The sequence below is a fragment of the Noviherbaspirillum aridicola genome, assembly GCF_019656455.1.
GTDB classification, from domain to species: Bacteria; Pseudomonadota; Gammaproteobacteria; order Burkholderiales; family Burkholderiaceae_D; genus Noviherbaspirillum; species Noviherbaspirillum aridicola.
In genome coordinates, this window is the sequence record NZ_BPMK01000016.1 from 109480 (window position 1) to 129428 (window position 19949).

General features: G+C 67.0%; 25 protein-coding genes. 11 read left to right on the forward strand and 14 right to left on the reverse strand.

Annotation, left to right across the window (positions count from 1 at the left end; genetic code table 11):
- Positions 1-48: 48 nt before the first annotated feature.
- Positions 49-1026: an SDR family oxidoreductase gene (locus NCCP691_RS17105; RefSeq protein ID WP_220809773.1), complete on the forward strand. Its 978-nt coding sequence runs from the start codon at positions 49-51 to the stop codon at positions 1024-1026.
- Positions 1027-1037: 11 nt separating this feature from the next.
- Here NCCP691_RS17105 and NCCP691_RS17110 read toward each other — a convergent pair whose 3' ends face one another.
- Positions 1038-1448 (reverse strand): DUF2061 domain-containing protein, encoded by a 411-nt coding sequence (locus tag NCCP691_RS17110; protein WP_220809774.1) that lies wholly within the window; start codon positions 1446-1448, stop codon positions 1038-1040.
- 178 nt (positions 1449-1626) lie between these two features.
- Between NCCP691_RS17110 and NCCP691_RS17115 the strand changes: the two genes are divergently transcribed.
- Positions 1627-1950, forward strand: coding sequence for a hypothetical protein (locus tag NCCP691_RS17115; protein ID WP_220809775.1), 324 nt, complete (start codon positions 1627-1629; stop codon positions 1948-1950).
- A 114-nt stretch (positions 1951-2064) separates the two neighbouring features.
- Here NCCP691_RS17115 and NCCP691_RS17120 read toward each other — a convergent pair whose 3' ends face one another.
- From NCCP691_RS17120 to NCCP691_RS17145, 6 genes are all read right to left on the reverse strand, one after another.
- On the reverse strand, positions 2065-2856 hold the full coding sequence (locus NCCP691_RS17120; protein ID WP_220809776.1) for a MetQ/NlpA family ABC transporter substrate-binding protein: 792 nt from the start codon (positions 2854-2856) through the stop codon (positions 2065-2067).
- A 21-nt stretch (positions 2857-2877) separates the two neighbouring features.
- Positions 2878-3537 (reverse strand): methionine ABC transporter permease, encoded by a 660-nt coding sequence (locus tag NCCP691_RS17125; protein WP_220809777.1) that lies wholly within the window; start codon positions 3535-3537, stop codon positions 2878-2880.
- Complete coding sequence (locus NCCP691_RS17130; RefSeq protein WP_220809778.1) at positions 3537-4544, reverse strand: methionine ABC transporter ATP-binding protein; 1008 nt, start codon at positions 4542-4544, stop codon at positions 3537-3539. The genes NCCP691_RS17125 and NCCP691_RS17130 overlap by 1 nt, the downstream gene beginning before the upstream one ends.
- Before the next feature lie 310 nt (positions 4545-4854).
- Positions 4855-5799 (reverse strand): alpha/beta fold hydrolase, encoded by a 945-nt coding sequence (locus NCCP691_RS17135; protein ID WP_220809779.1) that lies wholly within the window; start codon positions 5797-5799, stop codon positions 4855-4857.
- Positions 5796-6605 (reverse strand): SDR family NAD(P)-dependent oxidoreductase, encoded by an 810-nt coding sequence (locus NCCP691_RS17140; RefSeq protein ID WP_220809780.1) that lies wholly within the window; start codon positions 6603-6605, stop codon positions 5796-5798. The genes NCCP691_RS17135 and NCCP691_RS17140 overlap by 4 nt, the downstream gene beginning before the upstream one ends.
- Positions 6602-8089 (reverse strand): flavin-containing monooxygenase, encoded by a 1488-nt coding sequence (locus NCCP691_RS17145; RefSeq protein WP_220809781.1) that lies wholly within the window; start codon positions 8087-8089, stop codon positions 6602-6604. Before NCCP691_RS17145 ends, NCCP691_RS17140 begins: the two co-directional genes overlap by 4 nt.
- Before the next feature lie 81 nt (positions 8090-8170).
- Between NCCP691_RS17145 and NCCP691_RS17150 the strand changes: the two genes are divergently transcribed.
- The 3 genes from NCCP691_RS17150 to NCCP691_RS17160 all read left to right on the forward strand — a co-directional run bounded on the left by NCCP691_RS17150 (position 8171) and on the right by NCCP691_RS17160 (position 10464).
- On the forward strand, positions 8171-8779 hold the full coding sequence (locus NCCP691_RS17150) for a TetR/AcrR family transcriptional regulator (protein WP_220809782.1): 609 nt from the start codon (positions 8171-8173) through the stop codon (positions 8777-8779).
- A 113-nt stretch (positions 8780-8892) separates the two neighbouring features.
- Positions 8893-9084, forward strand: a complete 192-nt coding sequence (locus NCCP691_RS17155) for a hypothetical protein (RefSeq protein ID WP_220809783.1) — start codon at positions 8893-8895, stop codon at positions 9082-9084.
- 87 nt (positions 9085-9171) lie between these two features.
- On the forward strand, positions 9172-10464 hold the full coding sequence (locus tag NCCP691_RS17160) for an MFS transporter (RefSeq protein WP_220809784.1): 1293 nt from the start codon (positions 9172-9174) through the stop codon (positions 10462-10464).
- Between the two features lie 15 nt (positions 10465-10479).
- On the opposite strand, the gene NCCP691_RS17165 is transcribed toward NCCP691_RS17160, so the two are convergent.
- On the reverse strand, positions 10480-10752 hold the full coding sequence (locus tag NCCP691_RS17165; RefSeq protein WP_220809785.1) for a hypothetical protein: 273 nt from the start codon (positions 10750-10752) through the stop codon (positions 10480-10482).
- A gap of 193 nt (positions 10753-10945) precedes the next feature.
- Between NCCP691_RS17165 and NCCP691_RS17170 the strand changes: the two genes are divergently transcribed.
- Positions 10946-11236: a hypothetical protein gene (locus NCCP691_RS17170; protein WP_220809786.1), complete on the forward strand. Its 291-nt coding sequence runs from the start codon at positions 10946-10948 to the stop codon at positions 11234-11236.
- Positions 11237-11465: 229 nt separating this feature from the next.
- Positions 11466-13823, forward strand: coding sequence for a DNA polymerase II (locus NCCP691_RS17175; RefSeq protein ID WP_238482481.1), 2358 nt, complete (start codon positions 11466-11468; stop codon positions 13821-13823).
- Here the strand turns inward: NCCP691_RS17175 and NCCP691_RS17180 are convergent.
- Entirely contained in the window at positions 13820-14068 is a 249-nt protein-coding gene (locus NCCP691_RS17180; protein WP_220809788.1) for a hypothetical protein, read from the reverse strand. The two genes, NCCP691_RS17175 and NCCP691_RS17180, sit on opposite strands and share 4 nt — an antisense overlap.
- Positions 14069-14347: 279 nt before the next feature.
- Between NCCP691_RS17180 and NCCP691_RS17185 the strand changes: the two genes are divergently transcribed.
- Both NCCP691_RS17185 and NCCP691_RS17190 read left to right on the forward strand, forming a co-directional pair.
- Positions 14348-14530 carry a hypothetical protein gene (locus NCCP691_RS17185; RefSeq protein WP_220809789.1) on the forward strand — a complete coding sequence of 61 codons (183 nt, stop codon included), beginning with the start codon at positions 14348-14350 and terminating at the stop codon, positions 14528-14530.
- Between the two features lie 84 nt (positions 14531-14614).
- A complete protein-coding gene (locus tag NCCP691_RS17190; protein WP_220809790.1) occupies positions 14615-15871 on the forward strand; it encodes a sensor domain-containing phosphodiesterase in 1257 nt (418 codons plus the stop codon).
- A gap of 27 nt (positions 15872-15898) precedes the next feature.
- Here the strand turns inward: NCCP691_RS17190 and NCCP691_RS17195 are convergent, their stop codons facing one another.
- Entirely contained in the window at positions 15899-16537 is a 639-nt protein-coding gene (locus NCCP691_RS17195) for an HAD hydrolase-like protein (RefSeq protein WP_220809791.1), read from the reverse strand.
- A gap of 363 nt (positions 16538-16900) precedes the next feature.
- Here NCCP691_RS17195 and NCCP691_RS17200 point away from each other — a divergent pair, with 363 nt between their 5' ends.
- Complete coding sequence (locus NCCP691_RS17200; protein ID WP_220809792.1) at positions 16901-17497, forward strand: OmpA family protein; 597 nt, start codon at positions 16901-16903, stop codon at positions 17495-17497.
- Between the two features lie 17 nt (positions 17498-17514).
- On the opposite strand, the gene NCCP691_RS17205 is transcribed toward NCCP691_RS17200, so the two are convergent.
- Positions 17515-18441 (reverse strand): metal-dependent hydrolase, encoded by a 927-nt coding sequence (locus NCCP691_RS17205; RefSeq protein WP_238482482.1) that lies wholly within the window; start codon positions 18439-18441, stop codon positions 17515-17517.
- A gap of 279 nt (positions 18442-18720) precedes the next feature.
- Here NCCP691_RS17205 and NCCP691_RS17210 point away from each other — a divergent pair, with 279 nt between their 5' ends.
- Positions 18721-19185 carry a hypothetical protein gene (locus NCCP691_RS17210; protein ID WP_220809793.1) on the forward strand — a complete coding sequence of 155 codons (465 nt, stop codon included), beginning with the start codon at positions 18721-18723 and terminating at the stop codon, positions 19183-19185.
- A gap of 13 nt (positions 19186-19198) precedes the next feature.
- On the opposite strand, the gene NCCP691_RS17215 is transcribed toward NCCP691_RS17210, so the two are convergent.
- The 3 genes from NCCP691_RS17215 to NCCP691_RS17225 all read right to left on the reverse strand — a co-directional run.
- Entirely contained in the window at positions 19199-19369 is a 171-nt protein-coding gene (locus NCCP691_RS17215; RefSeq protein ID WP_220809794.1) for a hypothetical protein, read from the reverse strand.
- A gap of 73 nt (positions 19370-19442) precedes the next feature.
- Positions 19443-19760, reverse strand: coding sequence for a hypothetical protein (locus tag NCCP691_RS17220; RefSeq protein ID WP_220809795.1), 318 nt, complete (start codon positions 19758-19760; stop codon positions 19443-19445).
- Positions 19757-19949, reverse strand: a 193-nt coding sequence (locus NCCP691_RS17225; protein ID WP_220809796.1) for a hypothetical protein, incomplete at its 5' end; no start/stop codon positions are given. The genes NCCP691_RS17225 and NCCP691_RS17220, both read right to left, overlap by 4 nt.

A 19949-nucleotide genomic window follows, 5' to 3' on the forward strand; every position in this document is an offset into this window, starting at 1 on the left:
CAGTCTGCTTGTCTCTGCCTGCGGGCTTTGCAATGAAAGGAGCTGTCCATGCGGCCGCAACTCAAACCGCTTTCGCAACAGGTCGTCGTCATTACCGGCGCCAGCAGTGGCATCGGCCTGGCGACCGCAAGGGCCGCCGCGCGACGGGGCGCGAAGCTCGTCGTGGTGTCGCGCGATGAAGCCGCGCTGCAGGCGCTGGCGGACGAATTGCAGCAAGGCCGGCATGAGGCGATTCCGGTGGCCGCCGATGTCGGCGTCGAAGCCGACGTGCGCCGGGTCGCGGCGCGGGCGCTGGCGCATTACGGCCGCTTCGACACCTGGGTCAACAATGCCGGCGTCTCGATCTTCGGCCATGTCGAACAGCCGACGATGGAAGAGAACAGGCGCCTGTTCGACACCAATTTCTGGGGCGTGGTGCATGGCACGCTGGCCGCGCGGGAGCATCTGCGCCTGCACGGCGGCGCCATCGTCACCGTCGGCAGCATGCTGTCCGACGTGAGCATTCCGCTGCAGGGCATGTACTGCGCGTCCAAGCATGCGGTCAAGGGCTTCATCAATTCGGCGCGGATGGAAAGCGAGAGCGCCGGCGAGCCGGTGTCCTTCACCCTGATCAAGCCGGCGTCGGTCAACAGCATGCTGGCCGCGCATGCGCGCAATTACATGGACAACAAGCCCGACCTGCCGCCCCCGGTGTATGCGCCGCAGGTGGTGGCGGACGCGATCCTGCACGCGGCCGAATACCCGGCGCGCGATATCGAGGTCGGCGAACCGGCGGCCGGCGCCACCTTCGCGCAGCTCGCGCCGGGCATCGCCGACGTGGTGCTGCGCACGTTCGCGATGAACATGCAGCAGAAAGATGAAAGGGACCGGCGCGCCGACAGCGGCAATCTGTTCGCGTCGGCGGGTGATGGCAGCCTGCGGGAGAGCGAGGATCGACGCGGGCTGACCTTTCAGCACAGCCCCTATACCGAGCTGATGACGCGCTTCGGCGATCCGCTGGCATCCCGGCGCAGGACGCTGCGCTAGCCTCGCCCGCCTCAGCCGGCGACGGCCAGCCGCGGCCTCGGCCCGGCGGCCGCCTCCAGCCTTTCCCACAGGCGGTCGTGCCAGGGCATCAGCGCGACGTTGAGGACCGGCTCCAGCACCGCGGCGAGTCCGCCGAAGGCGACCGAGCCGGTGGCCCAGAACATGACCGCGAAGGCCACCGCCATGTGCATGGCGGTCTGGCTCAGCTTCTCGCCGGCCACGGCGAGCAGGGCGGCCGGTGCCCGGCGCCGGATGCCGGCCCACAGGCGCTGGTGATAGGGCAGCAGCAGCACGTTGATCACCGGTTCGACCAGCACCGCGAGGCCGCCGAAGACGACCGAGCCTGTCATGGCGTACATGATCGCGAAAGCGATCGCCATGTGGGTACCGACCTGGCTGACTTTCTTCGCTGCGATGACCATGAGATTCTCCTTTTGCTGCAGGCTTCTTCCGATGTGCGAATGTTAGTCATTCTCATTCAATAGTTAAAGCAAATTGTTTCTAAAGAAAAGATAGGACTTAGCTATCCGCACGCCTGCCTGCGCGCTTGCCGAAAAAGTTGCCGATAGTAAAATGCGCGTCTTTACCATGGAGACACTCATGCGCATCCTGCCCGCCGTCCTGCTGACCCTTGCCAGCACCTCCCTCGCGCACGCCGCCACCCAGCAGCAGTGCGAAGCCCTGATGAAGCCGGTGGAGGCGAAGATGGAAGGCATGCAAAAGCTCAAGGACGGCGACAAGCCCTCGCCGGCCACCTGCGCGCGCGGCAAAGAGGTCATCCGGCTCTATGCGGACTATGCGGCCCAGGCGGACAAGCTCAACTGCCCGTTCGCCTATGTTTCGGGCCAGAAGTTCGGCGGGAAGGCGGAACGCGCCGAACTCATCGCCGACCTGCAGGAGGCCTACAAGGAGAAGTGCCGCTGAGGCACCCTGCGGCGGAATGGAAAAAGGGCCGCCCCCCGGGGCGGCCCTCACGGCACCTGCATCACTGGCGGCGAGCGGCACGCGCCGCCGCGCTGCCCGGCGTCAGTACCGGCGTCAGAACGCCGGCACCACCGCGCCCTTGTACTTCTCTTCAATGAATTTCTTCACTTCCGGCGAGGTCAGCGCCGCCGCGAGCTTCTTCACCGCGGGGCTGTCCTTGTTGTCCTCGCGCGCCACCAGCAGGTTCGCGTAGGGAGACTTGCCGTCCTCGATGAACAGCGAATCCTTCACCGGGTTGAGCTTGGCTTCCAGCGCATAGTTGGTGTTGATCAGCGCCAGGTCGACCTGGTTCAGCACGCGCGGCAGGGTGGCGGCCTCGATCTCGCGGATCTTGAGGTTCTTCGGATTGGACACGATGTCCTTGCGGGTCGCCGAGATATTGTTCGTATCCTTCAGCTTGAGCAGGCCCTGGCGCTCGAGCAGCAGCAGCGCGCGGCCCGAGTTGGACGGATCGTTGGGGATCGCGACCGTCGCGCCATCGGGCAGGTCGGCCACCTTCTTGTGCTTGAGCGAGTAGCCGGCGAAGGGCTCGACATGCACCTTGGCGACCGGCACTTCGATGTCGTTCTTGTGGCTCTTCTTGAACTCATCCAGGTACGGCTGGTGCAGGAAGAAATTGCCGTCGAGGCGCTTCTCGTTGACCTGCACGGCGGGCTGCACATAGTCGGTGAACACCTTCACCTGCAGATCGACGCCCTGCCGGGCGAGCGCCGGCTTGACGAATTCCAGGATCTCGGCGTGCGGCACCGGGGTGGCGGCGATGGTCAGCTTGTCGGCCGCCTGCGAGGCCGCGGGCGCCAGCAGGCTGAGGGAAGAAGCGAGAAGCAGGGCAAACTTGAAACGCATGGGGACTCCTTGGGCTAGAAATTATTTTCGGGTGAAATGCCGCACCAGCCGGTCGCCGCAGAACTGCAGCAGCTGCACCAGTACGACGAGAATGGCGACGGTCACGAGCATCACGTCGGTCTGAAAACGCTGATATCCATAGCGCAGCGCGAGATCGCCGAGGCCGCCGCCGCCGATCACGCCCGACATCGCCGCATAGGAGACCAGGGCGATGGTGGTCACGGTGCCGGCCGCGAGCAATCCGGGCAGGGCTTCGGGCAGCAGCGCATTGATGACGATCTGATGCGTCTTCGCGCCCATGGACTGGCAGGCCTCGATCACGCCGCGATCGACCTCGCGCAGCACGTTCTCCACCAGGCGCGCGAAGAACGGCGTGGTGGCGGCGACCAGCGGCGGAATCGTGCCTTCGACGCCGAGCGAGGTGCCGACCAGCGCCAGCGTCACCGGGATCATCACGATCAGCAGGATGATGAACGGCAGCGAGCGCAGCACGTTGACCACCAGCGACAGCACGCCATAGACGCCGCGCTGTTCCAGCAGCTGGCCGCGCGCGGTGAGAAACAGCAGCACGCCGAGCGGCAGGCCGAGCAGCACGGTGAATACGAGCGAGACGCCGGTCATGGTCAGCGTGTCGAAGGTGGCCTGGGCGATGTCGGCCCAGTCGATATTCGAGAAATCCATCAGTTCATCACCTCGCACTGGACCTTCAGTTCGCGGAACAGGTCGAGCGCCTGCGCGGTTTCCTGTTCATTGCCGCCGATCTCCACCAGCAGCTGGCCATACGGCGTGTCCTTGATGCGCGAGACCGAGCCCTGCAGGATCGCGATGCTCGCGCGGCTCTGCAGCGCCACCCGGGTGAGTATCGGCTGGTGCACCGCGTCGCCGGTGTAGGTCAGGCGCAGCAGGGTGCCGCCGCCGCCGCGGATCGCCGCCGGATCGAAATCGTCATGCGTGGTCTCCGCCACCAGGCTGCGGGTCGCCGCATGGCGCGGATGCAGGAACACTTCGGCGACCGGCCCGCTCTCGACGATCTCGCCGCCCTCGATCACCGCCACGTGGTCGCAGATGCTGCGGATGACATGCATCTCGTGGGTGATCAGCACGATGGTGATGCCGAGGCGCGCGTTGATGTCGGCGAGCAGCGCGAGGATCGACTGGGTGGTTTCGGGATCGAGCGCGGACGTGGCTTCATCGCACAGCAGGAGCCTGGGGGCATGCGCGATCGCACGCGCGATGCCGACCCGCTGCTTCTGCCCGCCCGACAGCTGCGCCGGATACTTGTCCTTGTGCGCGCGCAGTCCGACCAGGTCGAGCAGTTCATCGACGCGCCGGTCGCGCTGTTCGCGGCTGTACCCGCCCGCCAGGCGCAGGGGGAATTCGATGTTCGCGCCCACGGTCTTGGCATGCAGCAGATTGAAGTTCTGGAACACCATGCCGATGTGCTGCCGCAGGCGGTCGAGTTCGGCCTTGCCGAGGCGGGTGATGTCTTCGCCGGCGATGCGCACGGCGCCGCTGGTCGGACGCTCTAGCAGGTTGAGCGTGCGCAGCAGCGTGCTCTTGCCGGCGCCGGAGCGGCCGATGATGCCGAAGATCTTCCCCTGCGGGATCTGGAGGTTGATGTCGCGCAGCGCGCTGACCGTCCTGCCTGCTGCCCGGTAGTCCTTGTTGAGCTTCTCGATGTGAATCACGTTGTGGTGCGGCCGGTTTCGTCCGCGCTTGTGGCGCGGCGCGTCGCCGCCGCCCCTCACGAGAGCCGACGGAGAAGAAATCGCCGTTTGAAATTGACAGAAGCGCGCAAGATTACTGGCAGAACTGGCAAGCAGGAACGAAGTATTTTTTATTTGCTTATTGGCAGTTCATGCATATAGCGGGCTGGCGGAGGATTTCGGGCGTTTTGCCGAAGAAAGTACGGTGCCCCGGGGATGGCAGTGAAGAAAATTCCTGCGGCCGGTATGCGGAAAAAGCGAAAAATCCCCGGGGCGGAAGCGGGGGCAGGATTCAGACCCGCGCCGCGCAGTCCCGTATGAAGGATGCCGTCCGTTCCGGGTGGATCACCGGCAGCATGTGCCCGCCGTCGACCAGTTCGAGCCGCGCGCCCGGTACCCTGGCAGCGAGGGCCTCGCCGTTGATCTTCCAGTCGAGGATGCGGTCCTGCCGGCCGAACAGCACGCCGACCGGCACGCGCAGCTCGGCGTAGCGGGATACGATCGCGGGCAGGCGCGCGGGTACCGCCTGCAGGTCCCGCGAGGCGGCGATGAACTGGCTCGGCATGAGACTCAGCAGGCCGCCGCCCCGGGTACCGAAGTCGCGCGGGACCGGGTCCGGGCCGAATACCTGGTCGAGTACCTTGCGCCGGCCGGCGATGGCGCCGGGGACCGCGAGCGTCCACGCGAACAGCTTGCGCAGCCAGGGCGTGGCGATCGTCAGCGCGCGGAAGGCCGCTGGCGGCTGCTCGCCCTCGGGCAGATGCGTGAGCGGCGCGATCAGCGCCAGGCCGCCGACTTGCCCGGGATGTTCGAGCGCGAGCGTGAGCGCGATCGCGCCGCCGAGCGAATGGCCTACCACCAGCGGACGGCCGAGGCCCAGCGTGTCGATCAGCGCGGCGATGGCGCCGGCCTGGGTGCTCAGGTCCGCCGGCGTCTCCTCGCCGCGTACAGAGTAGCCGGAGCCGGGCCGGTCGATCGCGACCACCCGGTAGTCGGCCGCGAGGCGCCTGGCAACGCCATAGGTGTAATGCCGCATCTGGCCGGCGAGGCCATGGATCAGCAGCAGCGCGGGGCCGCTTCCCTCTTCGCTCACATGAAAGCGGATCCCGCCGGCGTCGACGAAGCGTCCCTGTGGCGGCAGCGCGGCGCGCACGCGGCTGGCGGTCCACCAGGTGAAGGCGGCCAGCGCCAGCATCAGCGTCAACGCCGCGAGGATGGCGGCGACAAGGATATTCATGGCTGTACGCCCTTTTTCAGCAGCTTCCAGTAGGCGACGGGGAAGAAGCGCTCGATCAGCGCGGCGATCTTCGCATCGGTCCCGACGAGTATTCTTGCCTTGCGGCGCTCGATGCCGCGCACGATGATCTCGCCGGCTTTCTCCGGCGGCATGCGCAGCAGCTTTTCCGACAGGGCCTTGCGGCGACGCGCCTCATCCGGATCGAGCCCGGCCGGCACGCGCGCGCTGCGCGCGATGGAAGTGGACACGCCGCCCGGGTGCACCACGGTCACGCCGACGCGGGATCCTTCCAGCTCGTGGCGCAGCGCGTTGGAAAACCCCCGCACCGCGAACTTGCTCGCTGAGTAGGCGGCCTGTCCCGGCGGCGAGATCAGGCCGTAGAGGCTGGAGATGTTGACCACGCGCGCATCGTCGCCCGCCCTGAGATGCGGGAGAAAGGCGCGCGTCATGCGCACCACGCCATGGAAATTGATCTCCATGAGCCAGTCGAAGTCGTCCTCGCTGACCTGTTCGAAGGTGCCGCCGAGCGCGACGCCCGCGTTGTTCACCAGCAGGTCGACGCGACCATGGGCGGCCAGCACCCCGGCCGGCAGCGCACGCACCTGTTCCCGGCTCGCCACGTCGAGACGATGCAGGGAATGACCGGCGCCGGTCCGCCCGACTTGCTCGCCCGTCTGGCGCAGGCCCTGTTCGTCGATGTCGGCCAGCGCCAGGCGGCAGCCGCGGCGCGCCAGCGACAGCGCGACCGCGCGGCCGATGCCGCTGCCGGCGCCGGTGACGACGGCGACGCGACCATGGAGCTTCATGGCAGGTTTCCTTTTGCGCCGAAACGCATCACGCCGTCGGCGATGCGGCCGAAGCGGATCGTGAGCAGGTCCTGCAGATAGTTCTGGTACACCTGCCATGGCGCCCGCGAGCCCTGCCTGGGCAGCAGGTTCTGCGCGCGCCGCACATAGCCCGAGGTGAAGTTCAGGAAGGGCTGCGGCGCGACGCCGGCTTCGCGGCGCGGCACTGCGATCGCCTTGGCGTGCCTGTCCATGTACTGCAGCAGGCGGCATACATAGCCCGCGGTCAGATCGGCCTTGAGCGTCCACGAGGCGTTGGTGTAGCCGAAGGCCATCGCGAAGTTTGGCACGTCGCTGAGCATCATGCCCTTGTAGGCCATGGCTTCGTTCGGCCGCACCGGATCGCCGTCGACGGTGAGCGCGACGCCGCCGAGGACCCTGAGCTGCAGGCCGGTGGCGACCACCACGATATCGGCCGCCAGCGTGCGGCCCGAGCGCAGCAGGATGCCATCCGGGGTAAAGCGCTCGATATGGTCGGTCACCACCGAGACCTTGCCGCGGCGGATCGCGCGGAACAGGTCGCCGTCCGGCACCGCGCACACGCGTTGGTCCCAGGGCTTGTAGTCCGGGGTGAAATGGGTGGCGACATCGTAGCCGTCGCCGAGCTGCTTCGCGGCGAGCTTCACGATGTGCCGCTTGACCGGCTCGGGGCGCTTGCGCGCGAGGCGGAAGAAGAACATGCCGACCAGTACGTTCTTCCAGCGCGTGAGGCTGTAGGCGATGCGCGCGGGCAGGATGCGCCGCAGGCCCTGCGCGATGCGGTCCTCGCCGGGACGGGTGACCACATAGCTCGGCGAGCGCTGCAGCATGGTGACGTGCGCCGCCTGCGCGGCCATCGACGGCACCACGGTGACCGCGGTGGCGCCGCTGCCGATCACGACGACGCGCTTGCCGCTGTAGTCCAGGTCGTCCGGCCAGAACTGCGGCAGCACCAGCCTGCCCTGAAAGTCGGCCTCGCCGGGGAAGTCGGGGCGGTAGGCTTCTTCATAGCTGTAATAGCCGCTGCAGCTGTAGAGGAAGCGGGCACGCAGCGTGTAGCGCCCGCCGCCGGCGAGGTCTTCGACGATCACCGTCCAGCAGGCGTCGGCGCTGGACCAGGACGCGCCGGTCACCTTTTGCCGGAAGCGGATATGACGCGTGATGCCGGCCTCTTCCGCGGTCTCGCGGATGTAGGCGCGGATCGACGGTCCGTCGGCGATGGCCTTGGGATTGGTCCAGGGCTTGAAGGCATAGCCCAGCGTGTACATGTCCGAGTCCGAGCGTATGCCCGGGTAGCGGAACAGGTCCCAGGTGCCGCCGATGGCGTCCCGCGCTTCCAGGATCGCGTAGCGCTTTCGCGGGCAGTGCTTCTGCAGATGCCACGCGGCGCCGATGCCCGACAGGCCGGCGCCGACGATGAGCACATCGATGATGTTCTCGCTGTCGGGTGGGGAAGTGATGGACATGGCTGCGCCGTTCTCGATTGGAATTCTGACACTGTACCGTGTCAGTTTTGTTCTGACAAGGAGTCGTGTCAAAATAGCGGCATGGCCCGCACCCCGACAACCCGTTCCTACCGCGGCGTGACCCAGGACGAGCGCCGCAGGCAGCGGCGCGCCAGCCTGATCGCCGCCGCCATCGCCGTTTATGGCGAACGCGGCTTCCGCAATGCCTCGGTCAAGGCCGTGTGCGAAGCCGCCGGCCTGACCGAACGCTATTTCTATGAATCCTTCGCCAACAGCGAAGCGCTGCTGGTGGCGGCCTTCAACGCCGTCACTTACGCGGTGCACCGAGAGAGCGTCGAGGCGGCGCAGGGCATCCGCGGCCGCCGCGAGCGGGCGCGCGCGATGATCGGCGCCTATTTCTCGGCGCTCAAGCGGGAGCCGCATTCGGCCCGCGTCTTCCTCGTCGAGATCCGGGGCGTCAGCCGTGCCGTGGACGAGGCCTTCGAACTCGCCCTGCGCAGCATCGCGCGCAGCAACGGCGAGCTGCTCGGGCTGACGGGGCCGGGCGCGGACGAGATGCTGCAGGTCGCGGTGCTGGGCGGCGTGCTGCAATTGGCATCGAGCTGGGTGAACCAGGGCTACCGGCCTTCCATCGAAACCGTCACCGACACCGCAATACGCCTGACCAATGTCCTGTTCAGCAGAAACTGAATTTATACCCTTCGCCGCGCGCAGATAAATACCGGGCGCGACGTGGTCTAAGCTGCCGTGAGCAACCCTGCGCGGCGCAGCGACCCGCGTCGTTCCATAAACAGGAGAAAGATATGGATCAGAAAGGCGACACCGGCTACAACGACGGCGCGAACGACAAGGACAGCGGCAAGAACAAGACGGTCAAGGGCGGCGACGCCGCGCAGGGCAAGTCGGGCGCGGGCGGCGACGCCGGCTGCAACGACGGCGCCAATACGGCCAACACCAACAACGGCGTGCAGCCCGGACAGAACCCGCGACGCTGACACCACCCGCATGCGCGGCATCGGGGCCGGCGCATGCTTCCTGCACCGGCCGCGGATTCGATAACATGCGTCCGGTAAAGGACGAGCATGCGACCCACATCACAACCCACCTCTGCTTCACCCGATGCGCCGGCGCTGCGCGGCGGCACCATCCTGCTGCTGGCGGCCCTGTACTGCGCCCAGGGACTGCCCTCGGGCCTGATCGCGCACGCGCTGCCCGTGATGCTGCGCCAGCATGGCGTCGACCTCGCGGTCATCGGCGCGCTCAAGCTGATCGCCCTGCCCTGGATGCTCAAGGTGCTGTGGGCGCCCTGGATCGACCGTCTGTCGTCCCGGCGGCTCGGCCATCACCGGGGATGGATCCTGCCGATGCAGGCCGCCGTCCTCGCAGGCCTGGCGGCGGTTGCGATGCTGCCGCCCGATGCCTTGTTCGGTCCCTGGCTGCCGGTCTTCCTCGGGCTTCTGCTGCTGCTGAACCTGGCGGCGGCGACGCAGGACGTCGCGGCCGACGGCCTGGCGGTGCGCTTGCTGCCCGCGCGCTGGCGCGGCCTCGGCAACAGCCTGCAGGTCGGCGGCTACAAGGCGGGCATGATCGTCGGCGGCAGCCTGCTTCTGCTGGTCGTCGAACCCCTCGGATGGCGGACCTCGATCGGACTGCTGGCGGGCCTGGTGGCGCTGATGGCGGTCCCGGTCCTGCTGTTTCCCGAGCAGCGGCGGCTGCCCCGCCTTGCTCCGCTCGACGAACCGGCCGGCCCCGCCCTGTTGTGGCGCCACTATCGCGGCTTTCTCGCACGTCCGGGCGTCGGGGCCTGGCTGCTCGTGGTGCTGCTCTACAAGCTGGGCGACGCGGTCGGCTCGCCGATGATCAAGCCGATGCTGGTGGACCAGGGATGGACGTCGGCGGCGCTCGGCCGGCTGACGCTGGTCAGCAGCGCGGCCGGCATCGGCGGCGCGGTGCTGGGCGGCCTGGTGTATGCGCGTCTCGGCGCGGTCCGCTCGCTCGCGGCGTTCGGCCTGCTGCAGGCGGCCGGCATCGCGGCGATGGCATGGCTGGCCGGCGGCGCCCCGGTGCAGGCGGTGTACGCGGTCGCGCTGTTCGAGCAGGTGGCCGACGCGATGTCCACGGTCGCGCTCTTCGCCGTCATGATGGACAGGTGCCGGGCCGGGCATGAAGGCGGCGACTATACTTTCCAGGCCTGTCTGCAGGTGCTGGCGGCCGGCGCGGCCGGTGCGTTCAGCGGCGTCGCGGCCAGCGCGCTCGGCTACGGCGGACACTTCGTTCTTGCGGGCTTGCTCGGCGTGCCGGCAATCGTCCTGGCGGCGCACGGCGGGTGGCGCGGGATGGAGACCGCGCCGGCGGTATCGGCGCCGGCGCGATGAGGGTGGAAGGGGGGGTCAGGCTGCGCGCAATTGCCGGTGGAGGCGCTGCGGCATCCTGGCCTTGCTGCGGCGTTCGCCGAGTACCTGGCGCAGTTCGTCGACCGTCTTGCCGGCGCATTCCGCCATCATCAGGAGCAGCGAGGGCGAGAGCGAAATGCGGCCGCTGCGGATGCCCTGGATCACGGGCAGCGAAATCTGCAGCAGGCGCGACAACTGGCGGTCGTTGGCGGCGCGCAGCCACTCGGCCAGCGTATCGAGAAGGCGGTTGGGTGCGTAGGAAATGTTCATCAAGAAAAAGTGAATCAATAAACAAGGACCTTAGTACGCGGGCGATGATGAAAGGTTCATTTTTTTTGCCGGGCGGGGTGCCGGCGCGCAGCGCCGTCGCGACGGCCCGCTTTATGCATGCGCACTGCCCGCGGTCCTCGCCCGGCGCGCCGGTACGCGGGGAAAGCGCTCAGTTCAGGCGAAGGGAAACGCAATGTTCGTAGTGTATTGGCTGGAGGCCGCCGAGGATGGGAGCGAAGCCGGATTCCAATCCTTCGGCGAGAGCGAGATGAGCGCGGCGCTGCGCTTCATGGAGGAATTGCGCACCGCGCAGCGCGAGGGCGCGCGGCCGATCGCCTTCATCACGATGTGTTCGGAGAATCCGAATTCGGTGGGCAAGCCGGGCGCCGCCGACCCCGGGGCGGATTACAACTGGACCAAGCGGCGGGGCAACATGCCGCGCGCCAGGGAAGCGCTCAACCCGGACAACTACCGCGACTACTGAGTCCGCCGGCGCGTCCGCGAACTCCTCGAAATTCCCCGGGCTGGTCCGCCGCAGTGGCGGCTTCTTGTCCGGACATGGGTTGCCCATCCATGGGCCGTGACCGCCCCCAACAGTTCCACCCCTTATGCGTGCGCTGAGGATGTCCACTGCGACGGACATGGATTGCCGTTAATATCCGTCGCATGGCCGGATCGCCGGCATGAACAGCGTGGACAGAGGCGGTAATTTGATGCAAACGAGGCGGGGTTTCGTGCTGACGCGGCACTGGCGCGACACGGCGGCCGGTACCGAGGTCGAGTTCTGGCTGGCGACGGATGACGGTCCCTGCCATGTCCGCCTGCCGCCGCAGACCTCGGTCGCCTTCATTCCCGCCGAACAGCGCGAGCAGGCGCAGGCCGTGCTGCGTGATGAACGCGGCTGCGAGCTGCGCGATCTGGATCTCCGGGATTTTCACCGGCGCCCGGTGCTCGGGCTTTACTGCACCCACTACCGGCGGCTGCTGAGTCTGGAAAAGCGGCTCCGCGAGCACGGCGTGGAGGTGTACGAAGCCGACATCCGCCCGCCGGAGCGCTATCTGATGGAGCGTTTCATCACCGCGCCGGTGTCGTTCTCCGCGCCGACCGGCGCCGTTCCTCCGCTGCCGGTGCCGCAGCTGAAACCCGACGGCGGCTACCGTCCCCGCCTGCGTACCGTCTCGCTCGATATCGAAACCAGCGCGCACGGCGACCTGTACTCGATCGCGCTGGAAGGCTGCGGCCAGCGCCAGGTATACATGCTGGGGCCGCCGAACGGCGGCGATGCCGTGCTCGATTTCGATCTCATGTACTGCGACAGCCCGGCGCAGATGCTGGTGCGGCTCAACGAGTGGCTGGACACGCATGATCCCGATGCGGTGATCGGCTGGAATCTCGTGCAGTTCGACCTGAACGTGCTGCGCCGTCACGGCCAGCGGCTGGGCATTCCGTTGCGCTTCGGCCGCGGCGGCGCCGAGCTGGAATGGCGCGAGCACGGCAGCCGCCGGCACTTCTTCGCGGCGGCGGCCGGCCGCCTGATCATCGACGGCATCGAGGCGCTGCGCTCGGCCACCTGGAACTTCCCCTCGTTCAGTCTCGAATACGTCGCCCAGGCGCTGCTCGGCGAAGGCAAGGCCATCGACAATCCCTACCAGCGCATGGCCGAGATCGACCGCCGCTTCGCCGAGGACAAGCCGGCGCTCGCGCGCTACAACCTCAAGGACTGCGAACTGGTGACGCGCATCTTCGACAAGACCGGCCTGCTCGACTTCCTGCTGGAGCGCGCGAGCGTGACCGGGCTGGCGGCCGACCGAAGCGGCGGCTCGGTGGCCGCCTTCGAGCATCTCTACATTCCGATGATGCACCGCCAGGGTTATGTCGCGCCCAATCTCGGCGACGTCCAGGGCGAGAGCAGTCCGGGCGGCTTCGTGATGGACTCGCGCTCCGGCCTGTATGACTCGGTGCTCGTGCTCGACTACAAGAGCCTCTATCCGTCCATCATCCGCACCTTCCTGATCGATCCCGTGGGGCTGGTCGAAGGCGGCGGCGCCGGTCCCGACGCCAGCGTGCCGGGCTTTCGCGGCGCGCGCTTTTCCCGGCACCGCCACTGCTTGCCCGCCATCGTGCGGCAGATCTGGCAGGGGCGGGAAGCCGCCAAGCGCGAGGGCAACCAGGCGCTGTCGCAGGCGCTCAAGATCATCATGAACGCGTTCTACGGCGTGCTCGGTTCCGGCGGCTGCCGCTTCTTCGATCCGCGGCTCGCGTCCTCGATCACGCTGCGCGGCCACGAGATCATGCATCGCACGCGCGAGCTGATCGAGGCGCGCGGCTACCCGGTGATCTACGGCGACACGGATTCCACTTTCGTCTGGCTGGGGCGGGCGCACGATGAACAGGAGGCGCTCGCGATCGGCGCCGAACTGGTCGGGCATGTGAACCGCTTCTGGCAAGAGCACCTGCGGCGCGAGTTCGGACTCGAGAGCGCGCTCGAACTGGAATTCGACACGCATTACCGGCGCTTCCTGATGCCCACCATCCGCGGCTCGGACCAGGGCAGCAAGAAGCGCTATGCGGGCCTGGTGCGCAAGGCCGACGGTTCGGACGAACTCGTGTTCCGGGGCATGGAGACGGTGCGCACCGACTGGTCGCCGCTTGCGCAGCGGTTTCAGCAGGAGCTTTACCTGCGCATCTTCCGCGGTGAGCCCTACGAGGAATACGTGCGCGATTATGTGCGGCGCACGCTGTCCGGCGAACTCGATGAGCTGCTCGTCTATCGCAAGCGACTGCGGCGCGAGCTGGACGAATACCAGCGCAACGTGCCGCCGCATGTGCGCGCGGCGCGCATCGCCGACGAGTACAACCGGCGCCAGGGGCGTCCGCTGCAATACCAGGACGGCGGATGGATCCGCTACGTGATCACCGTGGCCGGGCCCGAGCCGATGGAAGCGCTGCGCTCGCCGATCGACTACGAGCACTATCTGACGCGCCAGCTGCAGCCGGTCGCGGACGCGATACTGCCGTTTCTCGGCGATGCCTTCACGCGGCTCACCAGCCCGCAGCAGACGCTCTTCTAGATATCCTTCTGGGGCACGCCGGACAGGGTGCCGCCTTCCAGCCTGACATCCAGGTTGCCGCCCGCCATGCCGTTCTGCCGCGCGTACAGCGATTGCGCGTAATCCTTGAGCGCCTGCGCCACCTCGCTCTCGCTCAGCTCGCGCCATGGTTTCGTGCCCTGGTACTGCGATATCGCTTCTTCCACCGTGAACTCGACCGAGCTGTCCACGCCCTGTCCGCTGATGCGTGCCTTGATGCTTTCCATGCGAATCCTTTCAGGTCTGATGGCAGGACGATGGCAAGCGAAACGCATGCCGGACGCCGTGTTGCAAAAGTGAATGTCACGACGTTGTCATCGGACGACGTGTGACTTCGTGCACCTCTTTATCAGGGGCAACGCAATCGGCGGGAATTCGGCATGCGCTCGCCTTGATCGCCATGCCGGCAGCATGGTAATTTCGACGCATCACGCATACCGGGGGGAAGCGCGATGCCTAGCCTTTCACGCAGATGCTCGAACGAAGACTGCCGACTGCCATTCCGCGTGCATCGCTATGACGCCACCCTCAGCCTGTCGACGCCGGCCGGCATCATCCGCTGCCCGCACTGCGGACATGCAATACCCGCGGACGCCAATTCCATCTTCCTGACCCACGCCCTCTCGAGCGAAGAGAATCGCGTCTTCATCCATCAGGAGAGCCAGGAACTCGCGCGCAGCAGGCGCTGACGTGCCGGTAGGTCGGCCGGCAAAGAGGCAGGAACCTTTGCGGCGGGGCTTTCTCTGAGTTGCGTCACTTTCAACCGCGCGACAATGGCTCTATCCGACCTGCTTCTCGACAGTGTTGCCGACACGGGCAACAACACCGATGAAGCGCTCAGACAACTTCTCCAGGCGATCCGCCAGCATCTCGGAATGGACGTGGCCTTCGTGTCGCGCTTCACCGATGACCAGCGGGTATTCCGCGAAGTCGATCCGCCCGGTCCCGACAATCCCGTGCAGGCGGGCGCGGGCGGACCGCTCGAGGAATCCTATTGCCTGCGTGTCGTCGACGGCCGCATTCCGGAGCTGATCAACGACGCGCGGCGGAACCCAGTGACCGCCGCCCTTCCGGTCACGCACGCATTGCCGGTGGGCGCCCACGCGAGCGTGCCGGTGCGGCTCGACGACGGCAGGGTGTACGGCACCTTCTGCTGCTTCAGCTATACCCCCGACCCCACGCTCGACGAGCGCGACATGGCGATGATGCGGGTTTTCGCGGATGTCGCCGCGCGCCTGATCAGCAGCGAAGAGCGCGCCGCCGCCGATCACCGGAGACAGGAAGCGCAGATCCGCGAAGTCTTGCAGGATGACCGTCACCGCATTCTCTACCAGCCCATCTTCGACATGGAGGCAAACGGCGTCATCGGCTTCGAGGCGCTGTCGCGCTTTCATGCGGAGCCGCGGCTGTCGCCCGATCGCTGGTTCAGCCTCGCGCACGAGGTCGGCCTCGGTTTCGAACTCGAGGCACGCGCCATCCATCGGGCGCTGGAAGGCCTGGACAGCCTGCGCGACGATGTCTTCGTGTCGGTGAACATGTCGCCGGAACACATACTCAGCGGTGCCCTCACCGGCATCTTCGACGGCTATGCGCTCAACCGCGTGGTGCTGGAAATCACCGAACACGCGTTCGTCGATCATTACGAAGACCTCGGGCGCCTGATGCAGCCGCTGCGCGAGCGGGGGATGCAGGTGGCGGTGGATGACGCCGGCGCCGGCTATGCGAGCTTCCGCCACATCCTCAACCTGGACCCCGACCGGATCAAGCTCGACATGAGCCTGACCCGAAACATCGATACCGACAGGTCGCGACGCGCGCTGACGGCCGCGTTCGCGCGCTTCGCCGGGGAGACCGGGATCTCGCTCGTGGCCGAGGGAGTGGAAACCCCGGGCGAGGCGGCCACGCTGTCCGAGCTGGGCGTGCACAAGCTGCAGGGCTATTACATCGCCCGTCCGCTCGAGATCGGGTCCGCCGCGTCCTTCCAGGACGTCAGGCCGGACAGCATCGAGCTGGCTGTCCGCCAGGACTGAACGTCCGGGCCGGGCGGCAGGACGGCGCTACCCGGCGATCCGGCACAAGTCCTTCACCTGATCGAAATGCGCCTGCGGGCGGAATCCGCGGAAGGCGTGCGCGGAGCCGTAACCCCAGGACACCAGTCCGAAAGCCATGTCCGCCGCGTGCGCCGCCTCGCAGTCGGTCGGCTGGTCGCCGATATAGATCGCCTGCCCCGGCGGCACGCCGGCGGTGCGCAGGATCTTTCTCAGGCGCGCCGCCTTGCCGAAGACCGACGCGCCGCAATCGACGTAGCGGAAATGCCGGCAGTGATGGCCGAGTATGCCGGTGACGTTGGCATGGGAGTTCGACGACACCAGCGCCAGCGTCACATCGCGCCGGGCGAGGCAGGAAAGCGCCGAGGGCACGCCGTCGAACAGGGAGATGGCGGCCTGGTTGTCCTTCATCAGGGTGATGAAACTGCGCGCGATGAGCGGCAGCTTCCAGAACGGGATGCCGAGGCGGGCCATCAGTTCGCGCGCCCCGCAGCCGCGCAATGCTTCGATCTCTTCCTCGCGGATGCGGCTGAACCGATGCCTGTCGGCGATCCGGTTGAAATTGGCGATGAAGAAGGGAAAGGAGTCGGCAAGCGTGCCGTCGAAGTCGAAGATCGCCAGCGGGTATCGGACGGGTGGATTGTTCATCGGTCGGCAAGAAGCGGAGACTGGCAGCCTCCCAAAGTTTAATGGTTTCATGCGCGCCACTGCCCAGGCAAGCATTCATGCCGCATCGCACATTGAATTTTTCGTTGTAACACCTCCTGGTTTTGCATAAGCCTGCCCGGCTTCCCGCCGACGCCGCAGGTACAGGCCTCAAGGCGAGCATATGGCAGCACGGGGCCAGTAGCGCCGAACTTGAGAAGTAACGGAGAATCCTCCGCGCGCTGCCGGACCATGCGTCGATCATGCCGTCCGACTGATCCGCGCACCCGGTTTGCGCAGCTTCCGCTCCGCGCCGCCCGGAAAATGGTAGCGTGCAGGTCCAACCGACAATGAAGAGACCAAGACATGAGGACGAACACGCTGTCCGCCGTGCTCGCCGCGGGACTGCTCTGCGGCTGCGCCGGCCGTCCTGTGCAGAATGCGGCGCCGGCCCAGCCCCAGCCGCAGGCGCCCGTCCAGGCGCAGGCTCAGGAGCAGATCCAGGCACAGGCCCAGGCGGCGCCCGTGCAGCCGGCCGCGCCGTCGCAGAGCGTCTCCCTGCCGGGCAGCCAGCAGGATGAACTCGCGCTCAATTCCGCGCGCATCGGCGACCGCGAGGCGCTCGCGTTCCGCGTGATGTTCCGCAGCGGCGCGAACGCGCTCAGGCTGAGCCCCGAGGCTGAAAAATCGCTGACGGCGATCGCGCTGCGCGCGGAAAAAATCCAGCTGCGCGAAACCTTCGACCATGGAAAACCGGCGGACTACGCGCCCGAGCTCAGGGACGAGCGGCTGCGCGCGGCGCGCGCGTTCCTGGTGGAGCGTGGCGTCCCCGCCGACCGGATAGAGGTGCTCAGGGCGGCGGCGCGGCCGCTGGCCAGCACCGGCCGGGCGGGCGGCGCCGGTCCGGTGGTCGAAATCGTCGTGCAGCTGCCGGAGCCCGGCGGCCCCCTGCGAGGGCGATGAGGGCGCGCCGGCCGCGCTCAGAACTGGAGCGCGTCGCCCGGCTTCATGTTGAGGATGCCGATCGGCGAATTGCCCATCGCGCGCGCGAACTCTTCCGGCGTTCCCTTGAGCTGCGGATTGGTGCCGTAATGGATGGGGATCGCATAGCGCGGGCGGATCATGTCGCGCGTCGCGACCGCGGCGTCCTTCGGGTCCATCACGTAGTGGCCGCCGATCGGGATCAGGATCAGGTCCGGCTTGTAGTATTCGCCGATGAGCCGCATGTCGCCGAACAGGCCGGTGTCGCCCATGTGCCAGATCTTGAAACCGTTCTCCAGTTCGATCAGGAAACCGACCGGCTCGCCCCCGACATGGGTCTCATCCTTGCCGGTGGCGGGATTGCGCCAGGTGAGTTCGGAACTGTGCTCGGCATGCGTGGCGGTGATCCTGATGCCGGGGCCGAGCGGCGAGATGGTGCCGCCCTTGTTGAAGCGCGGCGACAGCTCGCTCGGCAGCATGCCGAGATGCACCATCGACTGATTCAGGCCGGCCGGGCCGTAGACGGGCGCGTTGTACAGCCTGGCCATCGCCGGCGCGTCGGCGAAATGATCCATGTGGGCATGGGTCACCAGGATGAGGTCCACCTTGCCGAGTGAATGCACGTGGCGGAATCCCTCCGGCGTGCGGGGATTGGTGGTGAGCCACGGATCGATGACGATGACCTTGCCGCCCGGGGTGATGATGCGGGTCGCCGCCTGCCCCAGCCATTGCACCAGCGTCTTGCCGGATGCAACGCCCGGCGCCGTGGCAGTGGTGGCTGTGGCGGGTTGCTGCACGACGGGTGTGGGCGCCGCGCGCACCGGCGCCTGTGCGCTCTCGGTGCGCGCCGTCGAGCCGCAGCCGCCGAGCGCGAGCATGCATGCGGCGGCCGCGCACAGCGCCTTGCCTGCCTTGCCGTTGACCATGTTTTTCTCCTTTTTTTCAGCGGGCACGCGGCACCGGCGCCTCGACAGCCCGGCTCAAGTGTAGTCGGCGGCGCGGACGGCGCGGCGCCGACCCGTCGCCGCCTTAAAGTGCGTCAATCATCGCGCCTGCTGCGTTCATGCCCCCGAAACAGAACTAAACCCGACGCCGGCCCTCGTATCGATGAATCCGCCGCGGCAGGCGTGTTTGCGAGGCGGGAGCAGCGATGCCCGCGCGTGCTTGCCGGGTGGCGGAATACGCAATCCAAGGTGAGGCCCACAATGAATTCAAGCAAGCAAATCACGATCGACGGCCAGGCGTATGAACTGAGCGACGAGTTTCTGTCCCGCGTACTGCAGGTGGCGGCCGAGGGAGGCTGCTCCTACTGGGCGGACGCCAGCGTGGAGTCGGAGGGCGATGCCGCCGGACCGGACGGCGCGCGCGATTTCGACGTCTCGGACTATGTGGAGGACGACGCCGAAGTGCACGGCGACGAGCGCGAGGACATCGAGTACCAGGCGGTGAGCTTTCTCGCGCAGGACGATCCGGCGCAGGGCGGCACGCTGGACCTGCAGGGCGTGGCCGATGCGATAGAGCGCATCGCCAATGAAGAAGCGGAGGTGGCGCCCGCGATCCGGGCGATCATCCTCGCGGCGGTGGAAGAGGGCGATCCGACGGACATCGACGCCGAGGCGGCCGACTGCATCGTGCAAGTGGGGCTGTTCGACGAGATCGTCTACGGCTAGCCTCGCGGCGGCTTCAGAGCCTGATCACCTCTTCGCCCTTGTGCGTGAGTTCGATGAGCTTGCCGTTGACGCAGGCGACGCCGGCGTCGATCGCCTTCTGGTGCGCCGGCAGGCCGTGCACATAGACGGTGGGCTGGCGGCTGATGAGCAAGGCGGCTTCGTAGATTTCTCGACTGATGATCATGGCGGGTCCTGTGGGCAAGGCGAGGATGGTAAACCTTTTCCGCGTGCGCCGCCCGCCTGATTGCCCTCGCCGGCTATTTCCCCGGGCTGTTCGAGGTGTTGGTCGTGCTGCCGGTATGTCCCTTCGTCGCCGCCGGGCCGCCGGTTTCGCCGGCGGCGCTGCCCGAGGCCGCCTTGTCGACCGGCTTGCCGCCGGCACCGATGGCGCCTTCCTTCAGGTCGGGCCGGTCGCCCGAACTCTCGGCCCGCTTTTGCGGTTTGCCTTGCGGCTTGCCGTCGGAGGTGGCGGCACCCGGCTGTTTTGCGGCGGCGGGGGATTTCCGCGTGTCGTCGGCGGCCGCCGCGGAGGCGGCGAAGAGGACGGTCGCGATCAGGGCAAGTGACGTTTTCATCGTGGAGGCGGTGGCAGGAAGTGATAGCCGTTGGAGCACGACGGGCCGGCGTGGTTCGCCATGCCTAGCTGTGATGTTTCAATAGGTTGTTCTGGTTCATTCGGATTGGATTTGAGAAACTGGAAATCGCCAAACCCCCAGTTCTCAAAGAAGCCAACCGAATGAACATCCATAAGAATGCCCGATTGA